Source organism: Tahibacter aquaticus (assembly GCF_004363655.1).
Classification (GTDB): domain Bacteria; phylum Pseudomonadota; class Gammaproteobacteria; order Xanthomonadales; family Rhodanobacteraceae; genus Tahibacter; species Tahibacter aquaticus.
Map to the genome: position 1 here is coordinate 552,611 of NZ_SNZH01000002.1, position 23,824 is coordinate 576,434.

A 23,824-nucleotide genomic window follows, 5' to 3' on the forward strand; every position below is an offset into this window, starting at 1 on the left:
GGCTGCGGCGCAGCGGCTACACTCGGCCGGACATCTGTCGAGGAAACCCTATGCTTGCGAGTATTGGCGCGGCCCTGCTGGCGCTGAGTGCGGCCGACGATTCCCTGCGCCTGGGCAGCCTGGATTTCCACCGCTGCGAACTGAGCCAGCCGCGTTCCGCCGTCACCACGGCAGCCTGGTGCGCCGAATTCCGCCAGCCGGAAAACCGGCAGCAGCCGCAGGGCCGGCAGATCGGTTTTCGCCTCGCCCTGATCAAGAGCGAAGCAGCGCATGTGCAGGCCGATCCGCTGGTGTTGCTGGCCGGCGGGCCGGGCCAGGCGGCGACCGAGTCCTGGTCGCAGGTTGCCGGCGCACTCGGGCCGGCGCGGCGCAACCGGCATGTGATCCTGCTCGACCAGCGCGGTACCGGCGGTTCCAATGCGCTGCGCTGCGACGCGGACAAGGGCGTGGTCGAGGCGGCCCAGGCCCAGGCATTGGACAACGCAGCGGCCAGGACCGCGGCGCAGGACTGCCTCAAGGCCTTGCAGGCCAAGGCCGATCCTGCCTTGTATACGACGACCGAGGCCGTGGCCGATCTGGAAGCGCTGCGCCAGGCGCTGGGCGGCGTGAAGTTCAACCTGGTCGGCATTTCCTACGGCACGCGCGTGGCGCAGCAGTACGCGCAGCGCCATGCCGATGGCGTGCGCAGCCTGGTGCTGGACGGCGTGGCGCCGAACGAGCTGGTGCTGGGCAGCGAATTTGCCCGCGTGCTCGACGATTCCCTGCGCGCACGCTTTGCCGCCTGCAGCCAGGAGGAAGCCTGCAAGGCCCGTTTCGGCGATGTATACAAGGAACTGTATGAATTTCGCGAACAATTGCAGAAACAGCCGCTACCGGTCAGCCTGCGCGATCCGCTCACCTTCGCGCCGCTGAGTCATGCGCTCGACGCGGACACCTTCTCCGGCCTGGTGCGCCTGTATGCCTACGCGCCGGAAACCGCGGCCCTGCTGCCGCTGGCCATCCACGAGGCCGCCGCGGGCAATGCCGCGCCGCTGATGGGCCAGGCCAGCCTGATCACCGACGATCTGGGCGCCAGCCTGACCTCGGGCATGGGCTTGTCGGTGATCTGTGCCGAAGACGCCGACCTGCTGGCCGCGCGGCCCGAAGATGCGGGCCTGATCCTCGGCGGCGACTTCGTCGCGAGCATGCAGGCGCAGTGCGCGGTGTGGCCGCGCGGCACGCGTCCGGCCGATTTCCACCAGCCGTTCCGGAGCGACCTGCCCACCTTGCTGCTGTCGGGCGAATTCGATCCGGTCACGCCGCCGCGCTACGGCGAACAGGTGGCGAAGAACCTGTCCCGCGCGCGCCATCTGGTGGCGCCGGGCCAGGGTCATAACGTGATGGGGCGCGGCTGCCTGCCGCGCCTGCTGGGCAAATTCGTCGACAGCCTGCAGACCACCGAGCTGGACGCGGGCTGCATCGCCAGCCTGGGCGCGACGCCGTTCTTCCTCGACTACAACGGAGCCAGCCCATGATCGAGGTCGACGATCTGCACAAGGCCTTCGGCAAGGTCCAGGCCGTGGCCGGCGTGAGCTTCGCCGCGCGCGACGGCGAAATCACCGGCCTGCTCGGCCCCAACGGTGCCGGCAAGACCACTACCTTGCGCATGCTGTATACGCTGATGACGCCGGACCGCGGCAGCGTGCGCGTCGACGGTATCGACGCGGCCACCGACGCCAATGCGGTGCGCCGCCGCCTCGGTGTGCTGCCGGACGCGCGCGGCCTGTACAAGCGCCTCAGCGCGCGGGAAAACATCGAATACTTCGCCCGCCTGCAGGGGCTGGATGCGGCGACGACACGCACGCGCTGCGATGCGCTGATCGCGGCGCTGGAGATGGCCGATATCGCCGAGCGGCGCAGCGAAGGCTTTTCCCAGGGCCAGCGCGTGAAGACCGCGATTGCGCGCGCGCTGGTGCACGATCCGCGCAACATCATCCTGGACGAGCCGACCAACGGCCTGGACGTGATGGCCACGCGCGCGATGCGGCGCTTTCTGCTGCAGCTGCGCGAGGAAGGCCGCTGCGTGCTGTTTTCCAGCCACATCATGCAGGAGGTGGCGGCGCTGTGCGACCGCATCGTTGTCATCGCCAAGGGCCGTGTCGTCGCGGCGGGCACGGCCGACGATCTGCGCGCGCAGACCGGCGAAGCCAATCTGGAGGAAGCCTTCGTGCGCATCATCGGCAGTGACGAAGGGCTTGCCGCATGAACGCCGTCTTCGTGGTGTTTCTCAAGGAAATCGTGGAAAACCTGCGCGACCGGCGCACCATCGTCAACGCGCTGATCGTCGGTCCGCTGCTGGGGCCCTTGCTGTTCGTCGGGCTGACTTCGCTGCTGATCTCGCGCGAGCTGGACCGCAACGAAAAACCGATCGACGTACCGGTGGCCGGCGCCGAGTACGCGCCCAACCTGGTCGCCTTCCTGCAGCAGAACGGCGTACGCATCAAGCCGGCGCCGGACCAGCCCGAGGCCGCTGTGCGCGCGCAGGAACAGGACCTGGTGCTGCGCATTCCGGCCGACTACGGCGAAGCCTGGAAATCCGGCAAGACCGCACAAGTGGAATTGTTGTACGACTCGTCCCAGCGCGACGCGGCTTCGTCGGTCGAACGCCTGCGCGCCACGCTGCAGGCGTACTCGGGCCAGGCCGGCGCCCTGCGCCTGATGGCACGCGGGCTGTCGCCGGCGCTGGCCTCGCCGCTGGCGGTGGCCTCGCGCGACCAGTCCACGCCGCAGAGCCGCAGCGCGCTGCTGTTTGCGATGCTGCCGTATTTCCTCATCCTGTCGGCCTTCATGGGCGGCATGTACCTGGCCATCGACACCACCGCCGGCGAGCGCGAGCGGCAGTCGCTGGAGCCCTTGTTCGCCAATCCGGTGGCGCGTTCGCGCATTCTCGCCGGCAAGCTGGCGGCGACGTTCGCCTTCGCCATGGCCAGCCTGTCGCTGTCGCTGCTCGCATTCGGCTATGCCGGCGGCTTTATCCCCACCGAGAAAATTGGCATGGTGCTGGATTTCGGCCCGCATTTCGCCGCGGTGGCCCTGCTCTGCATGCTGCCGCTGGTTCTGCTGGCCACCTGCCTGCAGACGCTGATCTCGGCATTTGCCAAGAGCTATCGCGAAGCGCAGACCTATCTGTCGCTGCTGATGCTGGTGCCGATGCTGCCATCGGCTTTACTGGCGGTATTGCCGCTGAAGGCGCAGGCCTGGATGTTCGCCGTGCCATTGCTGAGCCAGCACCTGATCGTGACGCGGCTGGTGCGCGCCGAAGCGGTAAGCCTGCAGCAGCTGGCGCTGTGCCTGGGCAGCGGCTTCCTGGCTGCCGCCGCGGTAGCGTGGATTACTGCGCAAGTATATAAATCAGAAAAACTGGCAGTGTCGGGCTAGCCCGCCGACGGCAGGCCGGGCTTGCCGCGGTGCGGCCGCCGGGCGATGTACTGGCCGCTGTCGCAGGCGAGGACATTCCTGGTTGCTTGGGGGGAAGCGGCGGCCGCCCGCGTCAACGCAGATACATCTTGGCTGCGTTGTCCGGAGTGTCCCATGCTTGCCTTGTCGAAAAATTCACTAGTTGTCGCAACGGTCGCGGCGCTGCTGCTGGTGGGTACGGCTGGGGCGGTAAGCCTGAATCCCCGCGGCCAGGGCCAGGCCCTGATCTTCCCGTACTACACCACGGCAGCGGGCAATGCCACGCTGATCACGCTGACCAATTTCGGCAACGATGCCAAAGTGGTGCAGCTGCGCATTGCCGAAGGCGAGAACGGCCGCGGTGCCGCGGCGCTCACTATCTACCTGAGCCAGAAAGACAGCTGGACTGGCGCGGTGTTCGATCGTGGCGAAGGCCAGGCGCCAGCGCTGCTGAGCACGGACCACACCTGCACCTGGCCGGAGCTGACCGACTCGACCACGCTGCCGCAGCTGCCCGACGGCCGCCGCTATATGCCGCTGGGGCCATTGCCGGCCGATGCGGGCAGCACCTCGCTGCAGCGCCTGCGCGAAGGTTTTGTCGAAGCGGTGGAAGTGGCGACGATCCGCCGCGACTCCGCCACCGGCGTGGCCATCACGCCGAGCAGCGGCGTGCGCAATTGCGCTGCCGTCGCCGCCCGCTGGACCGCTCCCGACGGCATCTGGTTGCGCGATCCGCTGCAGGACCTGGCCAATCCCACCGGCGGCCTGGGCGGCGAAGTCGCCGTCGTCAATGTGGCCAACGGCAGCATCTTCGCCGTGCCGGCGCTGGCGCTGGACGACTACCGCGCCGATCCGCTGGACAACCCGCGCGGCACGCTGGCCAGCGTCGCGCGGCACAGCCAGGCCAGTGCGAGCATGCCTTCGCTGCTGAGCCACGCGCTCAGCGACCCGGCGGCGATGACGGCCAAGGCCAATCTGATCGCCGACGGCAGGGCCTTGCAGCTCACGTATCCAGTGCCGGCCCAGGCCGTCGATGCGGTCAGCGCGGTATTGATGACGGCGCAGATGGGCGCGCCGTTCGAGGAATCGGCCGAATCCGGCGCGCGCAGCTCGTTGGTGCTGACCTATCCGACGCGCGCTTTTTATACTGATACGCAGCAGCCGGGTGCGCAGGTGCCGCTGGCGCCGTTCGTCCGGGCTTTTGCCGGCGTGCTGCCGCTGCCGGAGGCCGGTGGACTGGCCTATCGCGTCGTCGACCGCGAAGCGTTCTATCTGGAATCGACATTTCCACAGCCGGGCGAAGGCTGCGGTTTCACCATCTGTCCGCCAACTACGCTGGCGCGCCTGCCGGGTACGTCGGTCGAGGTGCTGGCTCCCGGCGGCACGCCTGATCCCTTGCTGGGAACGCGCCTGCACGGCGACATCGGCTTCATCGGCGGGTCGTCGCTGCCGCAGCAGAACCGGGCCGGCTGGCTGCAGTTGACCCTGGCGCCGGGCAATCCCCAGCTGATCGGACCGCTGCTGCGCCCGTCGCTGGAAGGCTACCGCCTGCGTGGCCTGCCGGTGATTGGCACGCGCCTGCTCACCTACGTCAATGCGCATGCCGCTCCGGGCATGCTGGCGAACTATTCCACGGCGATAGCGATCAGCAGCAGTGCGGCCTGCATCAAGACCGATGCAACGGCCTGCCAGCCATGAGCCTGCGCAGGCTCGCCGTGGCGGAGCGGTGATGCAGCGTGCAATGCCGCGCGGTGAGCCGCGCGATTGCAGGAAAGTTCCGCCGCCAGCGCGGGTTTCGCGATTTCTGCACTGGCGGTGAACCTTTGGGAACTCGCCACGCGAGCACGGTTCTGAAGCGCTCGCCAATCTCCCAAAGGACACAATGCGATGAATATACGCAGGCGTTTCGCTGTGCTCGCCGCCGGCTGCGTGGTGCTGGGCTCGGCCCAGGCCGTGTCGGTGAATGCGCGCGGCCAGGGCCAGGTGCTGATCTATCCGTATTACAACGTCGCCGCAGGCAATACCACGCTGGTCACGCTGACCAACCACAGCGCCCAGGCCAAGGCGATACTGCTGCGGGTGGCCGACGGCGAGAACGGCCGCTCTGCCGCTTCTATCAATGTATATCTTTCGCCAGGCGACAGCTGGACGGCCACGCTGTTCGACCGCGGCGGCAGCGAGGCCCCAGGACTGCTGACCCAGGACAGTTCCTGCACGTTTCCGTTCGACAACAGCCTCGCTTTGCCGCAGCTGCCGGACGGGCGGCGCTACTTGCCGCTGGGCTTCGAGGTCGACGATGCGGGCAGCCTCGGTGTCGAACGCCTGCGCGAGGGCTATATCGAGGCGGTGGAAATGGCCACGATCAGGCCCGATACCGCGACCTTCGCGGCGATCTCGCGCAATGCCAGCGGCGCACGCGACTGCGGCACGATCGCGGCGGCCTGGGAAGCACACAGCGGTTACTGGCTGGCCGAACCGCTGCGCGATCTGGCCAACCCTACCGGCGGCCTTAGCGGCGAGGCAGCCATCGTCAATGTTGCTGCCGGCACGATCTTCGGTGCGGCTGCGATTGCGCTGGAAGATTTCCGCGTCGATCCGCAGGACCAGCCGCGCGGCAGTTCGGCCAGCGTGGCAATGAACGGCGTTTTCGCACCGGGCTCGGGCTCGCTGCTGGTACATGCCTTGAGCAATCCGCAGGCCGGTACCGCCATTGCCGATCTGATTGCCGATGGTCGCGCGCTCAAGGCTACTTATCCGGCGCCGTCGCGCGCCATCGATGCGGTCAGCGCCGTGCTGAGCGCGGCGCAACTGGCGGCGGCGTTCGACACCACGCCGGCACTCGGCGCCACCAGTTCCTTCGTGCTGACTTATCCGACGCGGGCGTTCTATGTCGATCCGGCTGTGTCCGGCCAGCCCGTGGCGCTGGAACCGTTCGATGCACTGTTCGCTGGCGCCGTCCCGCTGCAGCACAGCGCCGGCCGCGCTTTCCAGCTGCGCAATCGCGAAGGCATGATCGTATCGCGCAGCGTGCCGGCGGAAGGCTGCAGCGCCGGTTGCGCGCAGTCGCCGCTGTTGCGCAGCACGGAGACGGCGGTGGAGGTGATCGCGCCCGGCGGCGTCGCCGATGTACTGCTCGATTCGCACCTGCACGGCGATATCGGTGCGAGCAGCGGCAGCCGCCTGCCGATTCCGCAGCGCGGCAGCGGCTGGCTGCTGATCGACCTGGAACAGGCGCGGGGCGGTGGTATTGCGCCGGCCTTGCGCGCATCGCTGGAAGGCTATCGCCTGCGCGGCCTGCCCGTGCTCGGTACGCGCTTCATCAGCTACATCAATGCCGAGGCGAATCCCGGCGTGCTGGCCAATTATTCCTCGGCGGGGCCCATGAGTTCGGTCGCGCATTGTGTAAATAGCCAGAACCAGGCATGCGCGGCGGCGACGCCATGAGCGGGGTGGTACAGCGGCGCGTTGCCAGAGCCGGCAGCCTGCGGCGCCGTGGTTGGGGGAGCGCTCGCCGGACGCGCCTGCTCCCCAGCACACGACGCGCGGCGGGGCTGCTCATGCACGAACGCAACCGGTTTTCCTGAGGCTGCCGCCGTTGCGCTGCTTGCTGGCCGCGCTATGCAGGCGGTCGGCCGCAACCCCGCCGGCGCAGTTGCGGCGGGCAGGGCCGCGTACGCAACCGTTGCGCCGGTGCGGTGCCGATCGCGGCATAATCCCCGCTCCCTACGGAGGCCGTCATGACCAAGCCCAAGAGCCATATCGAAATCGCGTTCCAGTCGATTCCCGTGTTCAGCAACGACGGCCAGCTCGATATCGGCGAGATCAACTTCCTGCTCGGCCTGGCCTTGCGCGACAGCGCCATCGACGAGGACGAGAAGCGCGTGCTGGCGTCGATCTTCGCCCAGGCGGAAAAAGGCCATGTGCCCGAAGCGGTGCAGGCGCGTATCGACGAAGTGCGTGCCTTGCACGATATTCGCCAACTCTGAGGGACTGCGGCGGCGGTTGGGGTGCGACGGTGCCATTCGCGTTGCTCATCGCACTCTACGCGATCGATTCCGCAGGGCGCGATGAGCAACGCGTATTGCGCCTTACCGTGTCGAAGTAAAGCGCAGCCCTCAATCCAGCCATTCCTTCAACTTCGCGTACACCAGCGAATTTATCAACAAATCCATATGTCCAATGCCGCGGAACACGTGGCGTTGGCTCGCCGGCAACTGCAGCGACTGCAGCGGGTCGGGGTGCTGGCCCAGCGCGCTAGGCACCGGTACCAAGCCGTCGCCGATCCAGCGCGCGCGGGTGCCGTCGGTGCTGCCGGCCAGGGTGGCCGCAGCGAGATACCAGCGCCCGCGGCCGATGTCGGCCAGCGGTTCTATGCCGCTTTCCAGGCGTTCGCGCCGCGGCCGGTCGCGGTCGCTGCACCAGCCGTGGCGCAGGTCTTTCACGCCGGCACTGCGCCGTTCGGTCAGCTTGGCCAGGGCGCGCGTATACGGCAGCGACTCCAGCGCCGCACTGAGTTTGCCGCCCATGCGCTCCAGCGGTGCGCCCAGGTGCGGCGAGCCCAGGCAGATGGCCGCGTCCAGCGCGGCCAGCCAGCCGAGTGCTTCCCGCCCGGCATAGCTGCAGGCGCTGCGGCAGACCAGTCCGCCCATGCTGTGGCCGATCAGCACGATGTGCTCGATTGGGTTGGGATGGGTATCGACCAGCTGCTGCAGCCGCCGCGCCAGTTCGCGTCCGTTGGCGGAAATGCGCAGGCCGCTGTTGTAGCGCAGATAGAGGGCGCTGCCGCCGGTGTCGCGTTCGAGCCGTGCGCCGAAGTGATCGCCTTCGCTGTCCTGCCACTGGCTGTCGTTCATGCCCAGGCCGTGTACCAGTACGTACAGGCGGCCATTGCTGCAGGGCAGTTCGCGCGCCAGCGTTGCCGGATCCAGGGCCAGCGGCTGGCCGTTGCGGCAGAACTCCAGGCCCAGGGCCAGGGGGTTACGCGTTTCTTGCAGGTGATCGCCGATGGCGCCGTTGAGGGCGCTGACCCAGGCGTTGGAGGCGCCGGCATCGGCCGTGTCGAAGTCGCGCGGCAGGGCGTAGCGTTCGTACAGGCCCAGCGAGCCCAGCGCGGCGGTGCTGGCGACCTGGCCTACGTCACGCAGCCGCGCGTAGACGAAATCGGTGGTGCGCGTGATCAGTTGGCCAAACGGCAGCAGCCGGGCGAACGGATCAAGCACGGCCTGATGTACGCCTTCGACCACATCCAGTGCGCCGAGAAAGCCTTCTCCGGCCAGTTGGGCGGTACCGCGCAGCAAGTCGAGTCGGGATTTGATCGGCAAGTGGAAGACGCTCGCTGTGCCGGCGGCCGGCATCCGTTGCCGTGGCCAGGCGCTGCAGTCGGGCTGCTGTCATGGCGGCCCGTCGGTGACCGGCTAGCCTAGCCGATGCGCGTGACGGTTGCAGATTCCATGCCGGCAAGTGCCGCATCGCGGCGAGCGCGGCCGCGGCAGGCCTAAAGCCAGTCGCGTGGCACCAGGTAGTCGGCCAGTTTTGCCTCGGCACTGCCGGCCTCGGGCTGGTAGCCGTATTCGAAGCGCACGCGCGGCGGCAGGCTCATGAGGATGGATTCGGTGCGCCCGCCTGATTGCAGGCCGAACAAGGTGCCGCGGTCCCAGACCAGGTTGAATTCCACATAGCGGCCGCGCCGGTAGAGCTGGAACTCGCGTTCGCGCTCGGTATATGGCGTGGCGTGGCGGCGCTGCACGATGGGCAGGTATGCATCGAGGAAGGCATTGCCGACGGCCTGGGTCAGGCCGAAGCAGCGTTCGAAGCCGCCGTCGTTGAGGTCGTCGAAGAAGATGCCGCCCACGCCGCGGGTCTCGTTGCGGTGCTTGAGGTAGAAATACTCGTCGCACCAGCGCTTGTAGCGCGCATAGACCTCGTCGCCGTAGGGCGCGCAGGCGGCGGCGGCGGTGCGGTGCCAATGGCGGACGTCTTCGTCGGCCGGATAGAACGGCGTCAGGTCGAAACCGCCGCCGAACCACCAGACCGCTTCGGCATCGGGCTTGTGCGCCTCGAAGTAGCGCACGTTCATGTGCGTGGTCGGTACGTGCGGATTGCGCGGATGCAGTACCAGCGATACACCCAGCGCGCTCCAGCTGCGGCCGGCCAGTTCGGGCCGGTGCGCCGTTGCCGATGGCGGCATGCGTTCGCCGTGGACACGGGAAAAGCCCACGCCGGCCTGCTCGAACACGGCGCCGTCCTTGAGCACGCGCGAACGGCCGCCGCCGCCTTCGGCGCGCTGCCAGGAATCCTCGGCAAATCCGGCCTGGCCGTCGAGCTGCTGCAGGCTGGTGCAGATATGGTCCTGCAGGCCGTGCAGGAAGGTTTGCATGCGGGTGATGCGATCGTCGGACATGGGCGCGCCGGTCGAAGTGGGAAGGCAGCCGGCGGCATCTGCGACGGCGAATCAGGCTGGCGTGCCTGGGCCGGGAAACGCGCGCCGCGGGCTTGGTGGTGGGCGGGAACGGGCGCGGCCTGCCTCGCGCCGTCGTGCTGCTGTCGCGGCGCCGCCAGGGCGGCGCCGCGACGGTTTCAGCTGCCGCGCATGGTCAGTGCGCCGCTGATGTCGACTACCAGGTTGTTGATCCAGCTGATGTAGTTGGCGTGGATCAGCTTCTGGCCTTTCTTTTCGGTGTAGTTGAGGTTTTCCGAATCGATGTAGCTGATGCGGATGTCCTTGGCGTTCCAGTCGATCGCGATGCGCGCCTTGTGGTCGCGCACCAGCAAGGTGGCCTTGACCGAGCCGGGCTTGTCTTCCGACACGATCCATTTGCGCTCGACCAGTGCGCGCTTGACGATCTTGCCGACTTCGGCGCTGCTGGTCTTGGCCGGGATGGCGATGGGGTCGGGGTTGACCAGCGGCGTTTCGCGCCAGCCGGCGAGAAGCAGCAATAAGGGAAGAAGCAACAACAATAAAAATTTATTACGCAGCATGATCGCTCCTTGATGATACTAGCCGGGACAGCGGGCCGGGCGGCCCGGAGCGAATGGTAGGCGGTGGTGCCGGACGCGGCAATCGGACGTGCGCTGGCCTGCCGTGGCCCGGTGTACGGCGCTCAGGTGACCTTGCCGACCATGCGCTCGTGTCCGATCAGCCGGGCCCAGCGCCGGCCCACGTCCAGCCACAGGCAGTAGCTGGCTTCCAGCGCCAGCCGGCCCAGCAAGGGCGCGCGCCAGCGCCAGCGCGCCTCGGCAGCGACGCCCTCGGCCTGCAGGCCCAGCGACTGCGCCAGCAGCAGGCAGCGCGGCAGGTGGTAGCGGCTGCTGACCAGCGCGACCGGGCCGCTGTCCGTGCCCAGCAGTTCGCGCGCGTTGCGCAGGTTTTCCAGCGTATCGGTAGAAGCGTCTTCGCAGCGCAGCTGCGCGCCGGCCGGCAGGCCGCGCTGCTGCAGTTGCGCCAGCGCCGCCGCGGCTTCGCTCAGGCCGGCGCCGGTGCGGCCGCCGAGCAGCAGTGTTTCCCGCGCGGGATCCTGCTGCAGCAGAGCATGGACGCGGGCGATGCGTGCGGCGTAGTCCGCGTCGACGGCGCCGTCCTCGCCCAGGCGCTTGCCGAACAGCAGCAGTACCCGTGCCCGGCGCGGCGCCAGCGCGGCGGTGCGTGCCACCTGCAGCGTGCGGGCGTAGTAGAAAAGCCACAGCAGGCCGCCGCTGAGCAGCACGGCCAGGGCGCTCACGAGCAGCGAATGCCAGACGTCGCGATCGGCCAGGTGACGCCAGGGACCGTCGCGAAACGGCGAATAGGTGGGAGGCATGGCCGGGTCGCAACACAGGGATTCATGAACGCAGGCGCCGTTGTATAGTCGGCCGCCCCGCGCCGCAAGCCGGACTGTGTCCGCGCCGGGGTTTTCGCCGTCTCAATTCCGACAGGGTGTTTTGCGCTTGCCATCTCCGATTCCACCGTTGGCCGTGACGGCCCATACCGCCACCTCGGCCGCCGGCCGCGGCGTGGCAGCGCTGAGCGCCGCCCTGCGCGAACGCCGCAGCGGCCTGCGCCGCAATGATTTCACCCGCACCGCGCTGGAGTGCTGGATAGGCCGGGTAGACGGCCTGGAACAGGCGCCGCTGCCGGCCGGATACGCGTCGCTGGATTGCCGCAACAACCGCCTGGCCTGGGCTGGGCTGACCCAGGACGGCTTCCTCGAACAGGCCCTCGCCGCCGTGCAGCGCTACGGCGCCGGCCGCGTTGCCATCGTGCTGGGCACGTCTACGGCGAGCATAGGCGCGACCGAGGAGGGCTATCGGGAACTCGCCGACGACGGCGTTTTCCTGCCGGCCTACCGCGATTTCGTGCTGCATACGCCGCATTCCCTGGTCACCTTCGTACAACGCGTGCTGGGCGCGCGCGGCCCGGCCTGCACCGTGGCCACGGCTTGTTCGTCCAGCGCCAAGGTATTTGCCCAGGCCGAGCGGCTGATCCGCCTGGGCTGGGCCGATGCGGCCGTGGTCGGTGGCGTGGATACCTTGTGCGACAGCGTGCTGTTCGGCTTCAACGCGCTGCAACTGGTGTCGCCGCAGCCGTGCCGTCCGTTCGACGCCGGCCGCAACGGCATTTCCATCGGTGAGGCGGCGGGTTTCGCCCTGCTCGAACGCGGCGGCAACGCTGCTGGCGCGGCACAGCTGCTGGGCTGGGGCGAATCCAGCGATGCCCACCATATGTCGTCGCCGCATCCGCAGGGCCGCGGCGCGCGCCAGGCCATCGCCGGTGCGCTGCAGCGCGCCGGCCTGGACGCCGCAGACATCGGCTACATCAACCTGCACGGCACTGCCACGCCGGCCAACGACGCGGTGGAAGCCGCCGTCGTGGCCGACCTGTTTCCGGCGCAGACCCGGGCCAGCTCGACCAAGGGCTGGACCGGCCACACCCTGGGCGCCGCCGGCATCGTCGAAGCCGTGGCCTGCCTGATCGCGCTGGAGCAAGGCTTCATTCCCGGCACCTTGAACTGCAGCGAGCCCGATCCGCTGTGCGGACCGCAGCTGGCGCTGGACAACGAAGCCGCTGCGCCGCAAGTGGCGCTGTCTTCCTCGTTCGGCTTCGGCGGCAACAATGCGGCGCTGATCTTCGGCCGCGGAGGCCGCGCATGAGCGCGCTGCAGCTGCGCATCGCCGGCATCGGCGTGTATGCGCCGGGCCTGCCCGACTGGCCGCAGGCGGGGCGCGCACTGCGCGGCGAAAGCGTGCCGGATACGTCCAGCCTGGCGCGGCCGGCACCGCCGCTGCTGCCGGCGGCGGAACGGCGGCGTGCACCGGAAACGGTGCTCTACGCCGCCCAGGCGGCGGCCGAGGCCTGCGCCATGGCGCAGTGCGAACCGGCCGGCCTGCCCTGTGTGTTCAGCTCCACCCAGGGCGATATTGCGATCACCGACTACATGTGCGCGACCCTGGCCAGTGCGCCGCTGGAGCTGTCGCCGACCAAATTCCACAATTCCGTACACAATGCCGCGGTCGGCTACTGGAGTATCGCCACCGGCTGCGAGCAGGCGTCCACGGCGGTCAGCTGCTGGATTCACAGTTTCGGCGCCGGCTTGCTCGAAGCTGCGCTGCAGGTGGCCGATACGCAAGCACCGGTGCTGCTGGTGGCGTATGACGCCGCGGCGGCCGGAGCACTGCGTTCGGCCATTCCGTTCGACTGCGGCTTTGCCGTGGCGCTGGTGCTGGCACCGGCCGGGCAGGGCAGCGGGCCGCAACTGAGCCTGACGCCCGCCGAGCCCGGCCCCGCCAGCCTGCCGCGGGCAGACTGGGCGCAGGCCCTGATCGCGCGCAACGCCTGCGCCGATGCGCTGGCCTTGCTGCAGGCCCTGGCCGGTGCGCAGCCGGTACAGCTGCGCATCGCCGCCGGCGGCGAATTCGCTCTTTCCGCGCAGGTGCAGCCATGAGCGGCAGCGTGCGCGCGGCGGTGCTGATTCCCTGCCTCAACGAGGAGCGCGCGATCCGCGCCATCGTGCAGGGCGCATTGTCGCATTGTGAACACGTAATTGTTGTGGACGATGGCTCCAGCGACGGCACCGTGGCGGCGCTGCAAGACCTGCCGATACAGCTGATCCGGCACGAGCGCCCGGGCGGCAAGGGCAATGCACTGCGGGCGGGTTTTCGCCGTGCGCTGGAGCTGCCGGTCGACGGCGTGCTCACGATGGATGGCGACGGCCAGCATTTCTACGGCGACATTCCGCGCCTGCTGCACGTGGCGCAGCAGCTGCCGGGACATATCGTCGTCGGTGCGCGCCTGATCGGGCGCGAGTGCCAGCCCAAGCTGCGCCGCCTGGCCAACGAGATTGCCGACTGGGGCATTGCCTGGGCGGTAGGCCAGCGCCTGATCGATTCGCAGAGCGGCCAGCGCTGGTATCCGCTGGACGTGGTGCGCCTGGCAGTGGATGTGGCGCCGCAGGGCTTCGTCTTCGAAGCCGACATTCTGATCGAGGCGGCGCGTCAGCTGCGCACGCGTGTCGCCGCGGTGCCGATCGAGGTGCGCTACGCCGGCGAATTCCGCCGCAGCCATTTCAAGCCGCTGGGCGATTTCTGCCGCATCACCTCGCACGTGTTCGGCCGCGTGGTGGAAGCCGGCTCGGTAATCCGTACTTATGCCATTGCGCGCAATACGCCGATCCAGCTTGTCGATCCCGACCTGCCGGCAGCGCAGGCCGCACTGGCCGTTGCCTCTTCACCGGATTGACTGACATGTCACATTCTCCACTTCTGCTGCAGCTGGTCGTCATCCTGTGCACGGCGCGGGTGCTGGCGCTGGCATTGCGCTTCATCGGCCAGCCTGCCGTGATCGGCGAGATGATCGCCGGCCTGATGCTGGGGCCGATGGTGCTGGGCGCGCTGGCGCCGGATTTCCACGCGCAGCTGTTCGCGCCGGACAGCCTGTCGGCATTGCGCGGCATCAGCCAGATCGGGCTGGTGCTGTTCATGTTCATTGTCGGCGCGGAACTGCGCATGCCGACGGGGCTGCGCTCGCAGATGCTCGCCTCGGCCTGGATCGGCGGCTGTGCCATGCTGCTGCCGTTCCTGTTCGGCCTGGGCATGGCGCCCTGGCTGCATCCGCAGCTGGCGCCGGCGGGCGTGGGCTTCGTGCCGTTCGCGCTGTTCGTCGCCACGGCCATGGCCATCACGGCGTTTCCGGTGCTGGCGCGCATTCTCAAGGACACGGGCCTGGCGGCCACGCCGATCGGCCAGCTTGGCCTGACCTCGGCCGCGTTCGCCGACCTGCTGGCCTGGATACTGCTCGCCCTGGTCGTCGCCCTGGTCGCCGCGGGCTCGGGCTGGAGCGGTTTTGCGCGCATGCTGTTCGGCCTGGCCGCGCTGGCTTTCGTCGCGTTTGCCATCGTGCGTCCGGCACTGGCCGCACTGCTGCGCCGGCATGCCACCGACGGCAAGCCCGACGGCATGGTGCTGGCCAGCCTGCTGATCGTCACGTTTGCCTTCGCCGCGCTGACCCAGTGGCTGCAGCTGCACGAAGTCTTCGGCGCCTTCCTGTTCGGCGTCTGCCTGCCGCGCGACGACAAACTGCTCGACACCCTGGTGGAGCGGCTGGAATATGTCGCTGTGCTGGTGCTGATGCCGGTGTTCTTCGCCCTGGCCGGGCTGAACACCAGCGCCGACGCCTTTGCCGGCATGGGCGGCGTGGCCTTGCTGCTGATCCTGCTGCTGGCCATCGTCGGCAAGGTGCTCGGCGGCGCAGCCGGTGCGCGCCTGGCCGGCCTGGGCTGGCGCGACGCGTTTGCGCTGGGCACGCTGATGAATACGCGCGGCCTGATGGAGCTGATCGTGCTCAAGGTAGGCCTGGACGTGGGCGTGATCGGCCAGGAGATCTTCACCATGCTGATGCTGATGGCGGTGGTCACCACGCTGATGACCTCGCCGCTGCTCCAGCTGCTGCTGCGCGGCCGCGCCGATCGCAGCGACAACAGCCAGCACAAGGTGCAGTCGGTATGACGCCGGTGCTTGCCCACCGCGCCGCTGCCTGCTGCGCGGCACTGAATTCGACCGTTGCGGCAGCGTCTGCGCCGCAATCCACGACAAGGATGAAGCCATGAGCGAGACCCGACACGATGTACTGATCATGGGCGGCGGCCTGGCCGGGCTTTGCCTCGCACTGCAGCTGCACAAGCGCTTCCCGGATATGTCGGTGTGCGTGCTGGAACGGCGCAACCATCCGCTGCCGCCAGCGGCGCACAAGGTCGGCGAATCCAGCGTCGAGATCGGCGCGCACTACTTCGACACGGTGATCGGCCTGCGCGAACACCTGGACGAGAAACATATCCATAAGTTCGGTTTTCGCTTCTTCTATTCCGAAGGCCGCGAAGACCTGCCCGCGGTGACCGAGCTGGGCGTGCGCGAGGTATTGCCGCGCACCACGTATCAGCTCGACCGCGGCATCCTGGAAAATCACCTGGGCGAGGAAGTGCGCCGTGCCGGCATCGATTTTCTCGACGGCGCGGTGGTGCGCACGGTCAGCATCGACAGTGGCAACGACGATCATACGGTGGCCTACGAGCATGAAGGCCAGGCGCACGTGGCCAGGGCGCGCTGGGTCATCGACGCAGCCGGCCGCGCCAATATCCTCAAGCGCAAGTTCAACCTGGCCGAAGCCAACGGCCATGATGCGAACTCGGTCTGGTTCCGCATCGACGACAAGCTGGAAATCGACCAGTGGTGCAACGACGAAGACTGGCGCCTGCAATGCACGCCGCCGGAACGCTGGCGTTCGACCAACCATCTGTGCGGGCCGGGGTATTGGGTCTGGCTGATTCCGCTGGGCTCGGGGGCGCATTCGGTCGGCATCGTCTGCGATGCCAAGATGCACCCGCTGGAAACCATGAACACCTTCGAGAAGGCGATGGAGTGGCTGAAGAAATTCCAGCCGCTGGTCTGGCGCGAATGCGATACGCGCCGCGACAAGCTGCTGGATTTCAAATTCCTGCGCAGCTTCTCCCACGGCTGCAAGCAGGTGTTCTCCGGCGACCGCTGGGCGATTACCGGCGAGGCCGGCGTATTCCTCGATCCGTTCTATTCGCCCGGCAGCGATTTCATCGGCATGTCGAATACCTACGTCTGCGCGCTGATCGAACACGATCGCAAGGGCGACCCGCTGGGGCCGTACGCGAAGATCTACCAACAGCTGTATTTCTCGTTCTACGAGTCGACCCTGACCCTGTACCGCGACCAGTACCCGCTGTTCGGTGATGCGGAAATCATGTCGACCAAGGTGATCTGGGACTACGCCTATTACTGGGGCGTGCTGTGCCAGGTCGTGTTCCAGCAGCGCCTGACCGACCTGCGCCTGTTCTCCGACCTGAAGACCGAACTGGAATCGGTGCGCGAACTGAACGTGCAGATGCAGGCGTTTTTCCGCCGCTGGCTGCCGCTCAATCCGCCGGTCAATCCGGCGACCTTTCTCGACCAGGGCCAGCTGCCGTGGTTCTACGAACTCAACAGCCGCCTGCACGAACCGCTGGACGATGCCCAGGTGCGCGAGCGCATGCGCGGCTATATCGAGCTGTTACGCAATCTTGCCGCGGGCATCGTGGCCCAGGCGCAGTCCGACTGTCCCGGCCTGGAAGGAGTGGCCGGTACCGGCGACGCCGCGGCGTCGCCGCTGCTGTTCGAGCTGGCGGCTTGACGCGCCGGCCCGGCCATTGCCCAATCGCCGCATGAAACGACTACTGCTGGCTGTACTGGTTCTGCTCGCCGCGTGTACACCGGCGCCTGCGCCACCGGCCGCGGCGGGCGAGAAGTCTGCTGCGGCGCCGCTGGTCGACCCGGCGCGCGGCGGCATGCGCAAGGGCACCTGGCTGCATGCCGAGGCGATGAAGGACGGCATGCCGATTGCCTGGGATTTCCGCGAGGGCTATACCGCCGCGGCGCCGCGCCCGCTGCCGCGCCTGATCGTGGTATCGCTGGGGCACGAGGACAATTTCGACGGCAGTATTTCCCCCGCGGTGCAGGCCGCGCAGGACGCGCAGGAAAAAACCCTGCACGAGGGCCTGAAAGCGCGCGCCGAACTCGTCGCCGTGCTGGACTGGCGCCAGCAGCACGACTGGTTTTTCTACAGTGCCGCCGATGTCACTCGTGAAGAAGTGGAAACTATTTTTGGCAACAAGGGCCTAGTCAGCCTGCAGGTCAGCCTCGAAGATGACCCGGAGCTGCAGTTCTACCATACGCTCATGCAGCGTGTTCACGCCCAGAAATAGCCTTGCTAGTGTCCTGTCTCGTCGATACGTCAAAGAAATTCCGGATGGATTTTGCCGGGAGGCCCGGCGCGATGAGGAGGCGTAGCAGCGCTACGGCGACGTATCGCAACGACGTATCGCGGCGAAAGACTCCGGAATTATTCAATGGTGGCGAGACAGGACACTAGGCTATTGACGGCATGCGTGTCCGTCACTACAGTCCGCGCCCATGAACGCTCGCCACGCCAATCTGTTTAGCCGACTCTGCCCAACCGGGTGCTGCGGAGTCGTTTGCGTGTGAGCTGAGTTCTACAGCTTTCGACAAAAAACCCCCGGCACAGACCGGGGGTTTTTTGTTTCTGGGGTTCCAACCGGGCGAATATTCCGTAAGTGGTAACGGGCCTGCCCTGCAGGCGTTTTGCAGTAAAGGGGTTCGATTCCTCCTTCGCCCACTTTCCATCCGGCAGCGGTGCTTTCAGGCACCGCTGCTTTTTACACGCAGTACTTCACGCACCTGCATCAATATCTGGCCAAGCCTGTTGCGGCCTCGCCCGTGGCCGCCGTCGCCCCAGTACGCGTCGTTGGCCGTATGTTCGACCAGCATCGCCTCGCCGGTGGCGAGCAGGAGTGCGGCCAGTTCCGCGTGCTGGCTGAATTTGGCCAGCACTGCGTCTTTCATCACGCCGTCCTTGATGCGTTCCCAATCGGGCCGGAGTTTCTTCTTGCGGTCGCGGCCCAGCTGGGCGGCCAGCATCGGCGTGCTGGCCCGGCGGATTTCCTCGCGATGGGATTCATCGTGGAATTTCTGCGCCTGGAAGTAGTGCTCCGAGGTCGGCCAGCGCTTGCCGTCGAGCAAAATGCTGTGCGGCGAGAAATTGGAGAACTCGCCGTAGTCGTCGCTGGTGGAATAGAAGTGGATGGGGTCCATGGCGGCCTCGCTGGCTGGGTTCTTGTTTCAGTCTGGTCTGCCGCTGCGTGTTTGATCAACTGCGCCGCCGTTCTGCGATTGAACAAAAGTCCGGATCGTTGCGATCGGGTTTTGCCGCAATGGACAGCGACGCAAACCTGCGTAGCGGTACTGGGGGAGTTGGTATCGCTGTGCGTCATCGGGAACGCTGTGGGGGAACAGGGACTGCACGAACATTCCTGCGCTCTGCGCATGCGGCCACCGGGACGTCTACCGGTTCACGCCGGCAGCGCTGCCGGCGAATCGATCCGACCTTGCAGGAGTTCTGTTTCATGAAACGAATTGTCCGACTGCTGGCTGCAGCCGCCACCTGTCTGTTGATGACGGCTTGCGTCAGCGCGCCCAAGCGCCAGGCGTTCAACGCCGAGGTCAGCGGCAATCCCAAAACCCTGCAGGTTTTGCCGCTGCGGCATTCGCAGATCGACCTGTTCATCGTCAACAACCCCGGCTACAACTTCGGCCTGATCGGCCTGGCCATCGCCGAGGGCAATCGCAAGCCCAAGGCCGAGTGGCTGCGCAGCCAGGTCAGGCAGCGCGAGTTCGACCACCTGGCGGTATTCCGCAGCGCGCTGGAACAGGCCATGGCCGAGCGCGGCTACACCTTGCAGTTCTCCGAGCCCATGGCTGAAGCCGAGAGCGCCAAGACCAGGCGCGAGGCCTGGGGTACGCGCAAGCAGTACGTGACGGCGGCGGCATCGGCCGATGCACAGCTGGACATCAATTTCGGTTTCATCGGCTACGCCGCGGCCGGCAGCAGCGACAGTGCGCCGTACCGTCCCAGCGTGGTGCTGACGGCGCGGCTGGTCAGTGCCGACGGCAAGCGCGTGCTGTTCGAGGACCAGATCGTCTACAACTCGGTTTTTCCGCTGGTGCAGAACGCGGTCACCCTCAATCCCGACGAGCGCTTCCGCTATCCGGATTTCGACGATCTGAAAGCGGCCGGCCCCGTCGTCGTCGAGGGCCTGGACATCGCTTTCCGCGCCGTGGCGACCGAACTGGCCAGGCAGCTGTGAAGCGCCGCGCGGCCGGGCTGCTATTGCTGTTCGGCGCCAGCGTACAGGCCGCGGAACCCGTCTGTGTCGACAGCGCCGGCGAACTGGCCAGCTGGGAAGGGCCACGTGCCGGTTCGGCCAGGTCGCTGCGGCGCGAGTTCGATTTCGCCAAGCTGGCGGGCTGCCTGCGCCAGGACGGCGCTACGCGCCGCCTGCTGCGCGTCAGCCTCGGCGAATTCCTGCCGCCGGTGGCGCTGACCATCGAAGCAGTCGCGCGGCGCGAAGGCGTGCTGGCGCCGGAGGTGCGGGTGTTCGATCGCAACGGCGAGGAAATCGCCCGTCATGGCTTCGATGCATTCCGCCAGCGCGGGGCCGATTTCGCGCATACGCTGTTTCTCAATGACGACGCGGCGCGCGATGGTTACCTGCTGATCGGCAACGATCCGGCCAATGCCGGCGGCAGCGGCAAATTGGTCAGCGGCAACCGCTACGCCACGCCGATCATCACGCCGCTGGTCATCGCTCACTACAGCAATGGCTACGAAAGCCGGCGCGAACTGCCCTACCGCGATGCGGGCCTGGTGCGCGTGCAGATGCAGGCGGCAGAGCAGCGCGTGCTGCCGTGATACGCCGGCGGCGGTTTCAGCTCATGCCGCCGTCGACACCGATCACCTGGCCCGATACATAGCTGGCCGCGTCGCTGGCGAGGAAGGCGACCAGGGCGGCCACTTCCTCGGGCCTGCCGGCGCGTCCCATGGGCACGATCTGGCGAATCTGCTCGGCGGTGAAGGTTTCCTCGCTCACGCGCCCGGCGACCACGCCCGGTGCCACCACATTGGCCGTGATGTTGCGGCTGGCCATTTCCCGCGCCAGCGACTTGACCGCACCGTGCAGGCCGGCCTTGGCGGCGGCGTAGTTGGTCTGGCCGCGGTTGCCCAATACCGCGGCGACCGAGGAAATGGCCACGATGCGGCCGCGGCGCTGGCGCGCCATGGCCAGCAGCAGCGGCTGGGTCACGTGGAAGAAGCCATGCAGGGACACGTCGATGACGCGGCGCCATTGCACTTCGCTCATGCCGGCCATCGGTGCGTCATCGTGAATTCCTGCATTGTGAACCAATGTGGAAATAGTTCCATCGGCCAGCAGCTTCTCCACGGCATTGCGCGTGGCTGCCGCATTGCACAGGTCGAACGCGACCGCCTCGGCCGAACCGCCGTCGGTGCGGATCGCGGCGGCGACGGCCTCGGCGCGGGCCAGGCCGCTGTGCGCATGCACCACGACGTGGGCGCCTTGCTGTGCCAGCTGGCGGCAGATGGCGCCGCCGATGTCGCCACTGCCGCCGGTGACCAGGGCGCGGGGCTTTGATGCATTCATCGCTTTGCTCGCTCGAAGTGCGCTGCGCCGCGGGATAGCGCGCAGTGCAGGGGGAAAAGGAAACGGCGGATGCTCTCGCCGTGGCGGCGCCGGGCGTCGGCCCCGTCGCGCGGGCAGCAGGGTGCGTCCAGGGTGATCAGCCCGGCTGCGCCATCACGGCGGCGCGGCCCTGCACAATCAGCTCGCCCGCATGTTCGACGCGGAACGCGTACTGCCAGCTCTGTGCGCTGGCGAGCAGCTTTTCGGCGTATACATCGATGCTGCCGGGCAGGTCGTCGAGGTAGTCGCGCAGCAGTTCCACCGCGCGCAGCGAAACCAGGAAACCCGGCGCGGCCGTGCCGCCAGCAGCCTGGGCCAGCAGGCCGCCGTGCACCGCCATGGCCTGGGCGCCGTATTCGCAGCCATGCAGCGCGCGCAGGCGGCCGTCCAGGCGCAGCGGGTTGGTGTGCCGCGCCTGGCCGGCGCTGCGTGCGTGGATGCGCTGTTCGTCCCAGGCGACCACATTGTCGAGCAGGCACATGCTGCCGCGGTGTGGAATCAGGTGTTCCCATTGGGATTTATCCAGCATGGGAGATTTCCCGGCGAGGCCGCGCCAGCAGCAGCGCCAGCACGAAATTGAACGCGACACCCAGGCTGACGGTAACGCCGATGGCGCGCAGTACCGGCAGCGAGGACAGCGCCAGCAGCAGGAAGACCAGGAAGGTGCTGGCGCTGCAGACCAGGATGGCGTGCAAGGTGCGGCGCTGTTCGTGCTCGTCGTCTTCGACGTGTTCGAAGAACAGCGCGTAGTCGAGGCCCAGTCCGGCCGCCAGCACCAGCGCGATCAGGTGGAACAGCGATAGCGATACGCCGCCCAGGCGCAGCGCGGCGAGGATCAGCAGCGTGGTCACCGCCATCGGCAGCAGGACGCGCAGCACGCGGCTGCGCCGGCGCAGCGCGAAGCTGACCACGGCGGCGAGCAACAACGCGGCTGCGGCCAGCGAATACAGCACGCGCGTGCGATAGGCCGCGACCAGGGATTCCGAGGCGTGCTTCAGATCGAGCAGATGCGCCGGCACATCCGGCCTGGCCGCCAATGCGACGAGGGCGGCGGGATCGCTCACGCCGACCAGGCTGACCAGGCCTATCCAGTGGCCGTCGCGCGGCTGCAATTGTGCTTTCAGGCGCAGGCCCAGCGGTCCGGCGCCGAAGGTGGCCGCATCCAGCAAGGGCAGCTGGCGCGCGGCTTCCACATCGGTGAGGAAATCGGCGAAGGCGCCGGGCTTGAACGGCAGTCCCTGCTGCGCAGCGGACAAGGCTGCGGCCAGCGTGTCCGCCGTGGGCAGTTTCTGCTGGCGCGCGCGCTGGGTCGCCGCGCTGGGCAGGTAGCGCGAAGGCAGTTCGTAGCCGGCGATGGCGCCGTCGGCCTGCAGTTTCGCCAGCAGCGGGTCGAGTTTCTCGCTGGCCGCGAGCACCGCATCGGCGTCGGCGCCCTCGATCACCAGCAGATGGCGCACGTCGGGTGCGCCCAGTTCCTGGCGCAGGGCCGTATCGCGGGCGACCAGGTCCGGCGGCGCCGGTGTCAGCGCGGCGAGGTTGTTTTCCCAGAACGCGCCCGGCGCGAACACGATGGCGGCGAGAGCCGCGGCCGACAGCAGCGGCGCCAGCCAGCGCGGCCGCGGCAGTGCGGCGAGGCGGCGCCAGAGCGCGGCGATCCAGGCCGAATCGGCTGCATCGTGTGGTTCGGCGCCCAGCAGGTGGACCAGGCCGAAACGTGTGGTCAACGCCGCCGTGGCCAGGCCGACGATGGTGAACACGGCCAGCTGTTCCAGCCCATCGACGCCGGAGGCGAAGAAGGCCAGATAGGCGATGCAGGTCGACGCCACGCCGGTCGCCAGGGTAGGCCAGAGCAGCCGGGCCACTTCGACCGGCGTGCGCTGGCGGCTCAAATGGCTGAACAGGTGAATGGGATAGTCCTGCGCCACGCCGATCAGGGTGAAGCCGAACGCGAGCGTGATGCCGTGTGCGCCGCCGAAGACCACGGCCAGCGCGGCCATGCCGGCGAGGCCGCCGCTGAGCAGGGGCAGCGCGCCGGCCAGCACGGTGCCGAAGCGGCGATAGGCGATCAGCAGCAAGGTGACGAAGCCGATCGAATCGACCAGTCCGATGCGGTTGGCTTCGGCGCTGGTTGTGGCATTGATGCGCACGGTGAAGGCGCCCGGGCCGCTCACGGTCAATTGCGCTTTTGTGTCTTTTGCAACATCGTGGAAATAGGTATCGAGGGCCTGCAGCGCCTCGCCTTGCGCAGCAGGGTCGAAGCCGCCGGCGACGGTCTCGACCAGCAGCAGCGCCTTGGACGTATCGCGGCTGAACCAGACTTCCGCATAGCGTTCCGGTTCGTTCGGCGGCGCCCAGGCTTCGGCCAGGGCGAGCATCTGCAAGGTGGGATCGCGCCCCAGCAGCGGCTTGAGCCAGGCCGCCGCGGGCGAGCCCAGGTCCTGCATGCGCTGCTGCAATTCGTCGCGCAGGTAGCCGGTGTCCAGTGCCTGGCTGTCCAGGGTCGGCGCCAGCAGGTAGCGATACGGCAGCAGGTCCTGCGCCAGCGCCGCCATGTCGTTTTCGCCATTGAGCACGCGTACGAAGCGGCGGTCCTCGCGCACGCGGGCAGCGAGCTGCTTGCTCAGTTCGGCCAGCGTGTCCGCTTCGTCGCCGTCGATCGCCAGCAGCAGCAGGCGCGAGCCCGGCCCTTCGCCGATTTCGTCCAGCAGCAGGCGCTGTTCCGGCGTGCGCGCCGGCGGCATGAAGCTGCGCAGGTCGGTGCTGACCTTGAGTGCGGTCATCACATACCAGAGCAATCCGGCCAG

22 protein-coding genes and 1 pseudogene are annotated in these 23,824 nt (G+C 67.7%); 15 read left to right on the forward strand and 8 right to left on the reverse strand.

The window, feature by feature from the left end; all coding sequences use genetic code 11:
* Positions 1 to 50 precede the first annotated feature (50 nt).
* The 6 genes from DFR29_RS05095 (at position 51) to DFR29_RS05120 (ending at position 7,421) form a co-directional block, all read left to right on the forward strand.
* Positions 51 to 1,514 carry an alpha/beta hydrolase gene (locus tag DFR29_RS05095; RefSeq protein WP_133817481.1) on the forward strand — a complete coding sequence of 488 codons (1,464 nt, stop codon included), beginning with the start codon at positions 51 to 53 and terminating at the stop codon, positions 1,512 to 1,514.
* A complete protein-coding gene (locus DFR29_RS05100) occupies positions 1,511 to 2,245 on the forward strand; it encodes an ABC transporter ATP-binding protein (RefSeq protein WP_133817482.1) in 735 nt (244 codons plus the stop codon). Before DFR29_RS05095 ends, DFR29_RS05100 begins: the two co-directional genes overlap by 4 nt.
* Positions 2,242 to 3,417, forward strand: coding sequence for an ABC transporter permease (locus DFR29_RS05105; RefSeq protein WP_133817483.1), 1,176 nt, complete (start codon positions 2,242 to 2,244; stop codon positions 3,415 to 3,417). Before DFR29_RS05100 ends, DFR29_RS05105 begins: the two co-directional genes overlap by 4 nt.
* Positions 3,418 to 3,570: 153 nt before the next feature.
* Positions 3,571 to 5,133: a hypothetical protein gene (locus DFR29_RS05110; RefSeq protein ID WP_133817484.1), complete on the forward strand. Its 1,563-nt coding sequence runs from the start codon at positions 3,571 to 3,573 to the stop codon at positions 5,131 to 5,133.
* Between the two features lie 189 nt (positions 5,134 to 5,322).
* On the forward strand, positions 5,323 to 6,879 hold the full coding sequence (locus DFR29_RS05115; RefSeq protein ID WP_133817485.1) for a hypothetical protein: 1,557 nt from the start codon (positions 5,323 to 5,325) through the stop codon (positions 6,877 to 6,879).
* A gap of 293 nt (positions 6,880 to 7,172) precedes the next feature.
* Positions 7,173 to 7,421 (forward strand): hypothetical protein, encoded by a 249-nt coding sequence (locus DFR29_RS05120; protein WP_133817486.1) that lies wholly within the window; start codon positions 7,173 to 7,175, stop codon positions 7,419 to 7,421.
* A gap of 129 nt (positions 7,422 to 7,550) precedes the next feature.
* On the opposite strand, the gene DFR29_RS05125 is transcribed toward DFR29_RS05120, so the two are convergent.
* From DFR29_RS05125 to DFR29_RS05140, 4 genes are all read right to left on the reverse strand, one after another.
* The gene (locus tag DFR29_RS05125; protein ID WP_166653881.1) at positions 7,551 to 8,756 is read right to left on the reverse strand and encodes a lipase family alpha/beta hydrolase; all 1,206 of its coding nucleotides are present in this window, start codon (positions 8,754 to 8,756) and stop codon (positions 7,551 to 7,553) included.
* 173 nt (positions 8,757 to 8,929) lie between these two features.
* Complete coding sequence (gene hemF / locus DFR29_RS05130) at positions 8,930 to 9,835, reverse strand: oxygen-dependent coproporphyrinogen oxidase (protein ID WP_133817488.1); 906 nt, start codon at positions 9,833 to 9,835, stop codon at positions 8,930 to 8,932.
* A gap of 176 nt (positions 9,836 to 10,011) precedes the next feature.
* Positions 10,012 to 10,413 (reverse strand): hypothetical protein, encoded by a 402-nt coding sequence (locus tag DFR29_RS05135; protein WP_133817489.1) that lies wholly within the window; start codon positions 10,411 to 10,413, stop codon positions 10,012 to 10,014.
* Between the two features lie 122 nt (positions 10,414 to 10,535).
* The gene (locus DFR29_RS05140) at positions 10,536 to 11,231 is read right to left on the reverse strand and encodes a YdcF family protein (protein WP_133817490.1); all 696 of its coding nucleotides are present in this window, start codon (positions 11,229 to 11,231) and stop codon (positions 10,536 to 10,538) included.
* A gap of 139 nt (positions 11,232 to 11,370) precedes the next feature.
* Between DFR29_RS05140 and DFR29_RS05145 the strand changes: the two genes are divergently transcribed.
* From DFR29_RS05145 to DFR29_RS29000, 7 genes and pseudogenes are all read left to right on the forward strand, one after another.
* Complete coding sequence (locus DFR29_RS05145) at positions 11,371 to 12,561, forward strand: beta-ketoacyl-[acyl-carrier-protein] synthase family protein (protein ID WP_133817609.1); 1,191 nt, start codon at positions 11,371 to 11,373, stop codon at positions 12,559 to 12,561.
* A complete protein-coding gene (locus DFR29_RS05150; RefSeq protein ID WP_133817491.1) occupies positions 12,558 to 13,352 on the forward strand; it encodes a beta-ketoacyl synthase chain length factor in 795 nt (264 codons plus the stop codon). The genes DFR29_RS05145 and DFR29_RS05150 overlap by 4 nt, the downstream gene beginning before the upstream one ends.
* The gene (locus tag DFR29_RS05155) at positions 13,349 to 14,146 is read left to right on the forward strand and encodes a glycosyltransferase family 2 protein (RefSeq protein ID WP_133817492.1); all 798 of its coding nucleotides are present in this window, start codon (positions 13,349 to 13,351) and stop codon (positions 14,144 to 14,146) included. Before DFR29_RS05150 ends, DFR29_RS05155 begins: the two co-directional genes overlap by 4 nt.
* Before the next feature lie 5 nt (positions 14,147 to 14,151).
* On the forward strand, positions 14,152 to 15,411 hold the full coding sequence (locus DFR29_RS05160) for a cation:proton antiporter (RefSeq protein ID WP_133817493.1): 1,260 nt from the start codon (positions 14,152 to 14,154) through the stop codon (positions 15,409 to 15,411).
* Positions 15,412 to 15,508: 97 nt separating this feature from the next.
* Positions 15,509 to 17,098, forward strand: a complete 1,590-nt coding sequence (locus DFR29_RS05165; RefSeq protein WP_133817494.1) for an NAD(P)/FAD-dependent oxidoreductase — start codon at positions 15,509 to 15,511, stop codon at positions 17,096 to 17,098.
* A 31-nt stretch (positions 17,099 to 17,129) separates the two neighbouring features.
* Positions 17,130 to 17,669 carry a DUF695 domain-containing protein gene (locus tag DFR29_RS05170; protein ID WP_133817495.1) on the forward strand — a complete coding sequence of 180 codons (540 nt, stop codon included), beginning with the start codon at positions 17,130 to 17,132 and terminating at the stop codon, positions 17,667 to 17,669.
* A gap of 352 nt (positions 17,670 to 18,021) precedes the next feature.
* A pseudogene (locus tag DFR29_RS29000) lies at positions 18,022 to 18,100 on the forward strand.
* A 23-nt stretch (positions 18,101 to 18,123) separates the two neighbouring features.
* Here the strand turns inward: DFR29_RS29000 and ybiA are convergent.
* The gene (gene ybiA, locus DFR29_RS05175; RefSeq protein ID WP_133817496.1) at positions 18,124 to 18,576 is read right to left on the reverse strand and encodes a riboflavin biosynthesis intermediates N-glycosidase; all 453 of its coding nucleotides are present in this window, start codon (positions 18,574 to 18,576) and stop codon (positions 18,124 to 18,126) included.
* Positions 18,577 to 18,887: 311 nt separating this feature from the next.
* Here ybiA and DFR29_RS05180 point away from each other — a divergent pair, with 311 nt between their 5' ends.
* Both DFR29_RS05180 and DFR29_RS05185 read left to right on the forward strand, forming a co-directional pair.
* Positions 18,888 to 19,628 carry a hypothetical protein gene (locus DFR29_RS05180; RefSeq protein WP_133817497.1) on the forward strand — a complete coding sequence of 247 codons (741 nt, stop codon included), beginning with the start codon at positions 18,888 to 18,890 and terminating at the stop codon, positions 19,626 to 19,628.
* Positions 19,625 to 20,233, forward strand: coding sequence for a hypothetical protein (locus DFR29_RS05185; RefSeq protein ID WP_133817498.1), 609 nt, complete (start codon positions 19,625 to 19,627; stop codon positions 20,231 to 20,233). Before DFR29_RS05180 ends, DFR29_RS05185 begins: the two co-directional genes overlap by 4 nt.
* Positions 20,234 to 20,249: 16 nt before the next feature.
* Here the strand turns inward: DFR29_RS05185 and fabG are convergent, their stop codons facing one another.
* The 3 genes from fabG to DFR29_RS05200 all read right to left on the reverse strand — a co-directional run bounded on the left by fabG (position 20,250) and on the right by DFR29_RS05200 (position 23,800).
* Positions 20,250 to 20,981, reverse strand: coding sequence for a 3-oxoacyl-ACP reductase FabG (fabG, locus tag DFR29_RS05190; RefSeq protein WP_133817499.1), 732 nt, complete (start codon positions 20,979 to 20,981; stop codon positions 20,250 to 20,252).
* A gap of 136 nt (positions 20,982 to 21,117) precedes the next feature.
* On the reverse strand, positions 21,118 to 21,549 hold the full coding sequence (locus tag DFR29_RS05195) for a hotdog family protein (RefSeq protein WP_133817500.1): 432 nt from the start codon (positions 21,547 to 21,549) through the stop codon (positions 21,118 to 21,120).
* On the reverse strand, positions 21,539 to 23,800 hold the full coding sequence (locus DFR29_RS05200; protein ID WP_208113518.1) for an MMPL family transporter: 2,262 nt from the start codon (positions 23,798 to 23,800) through the stop codon (positions 21,539 to 21,541). Before DFR29_RS05200 ends, DFR29_RS05195 begins: the two co-directional genes overlap by 11 nt.
* Positions 23,801 to 23,824 lie beyond the last annotated feature (24 nt).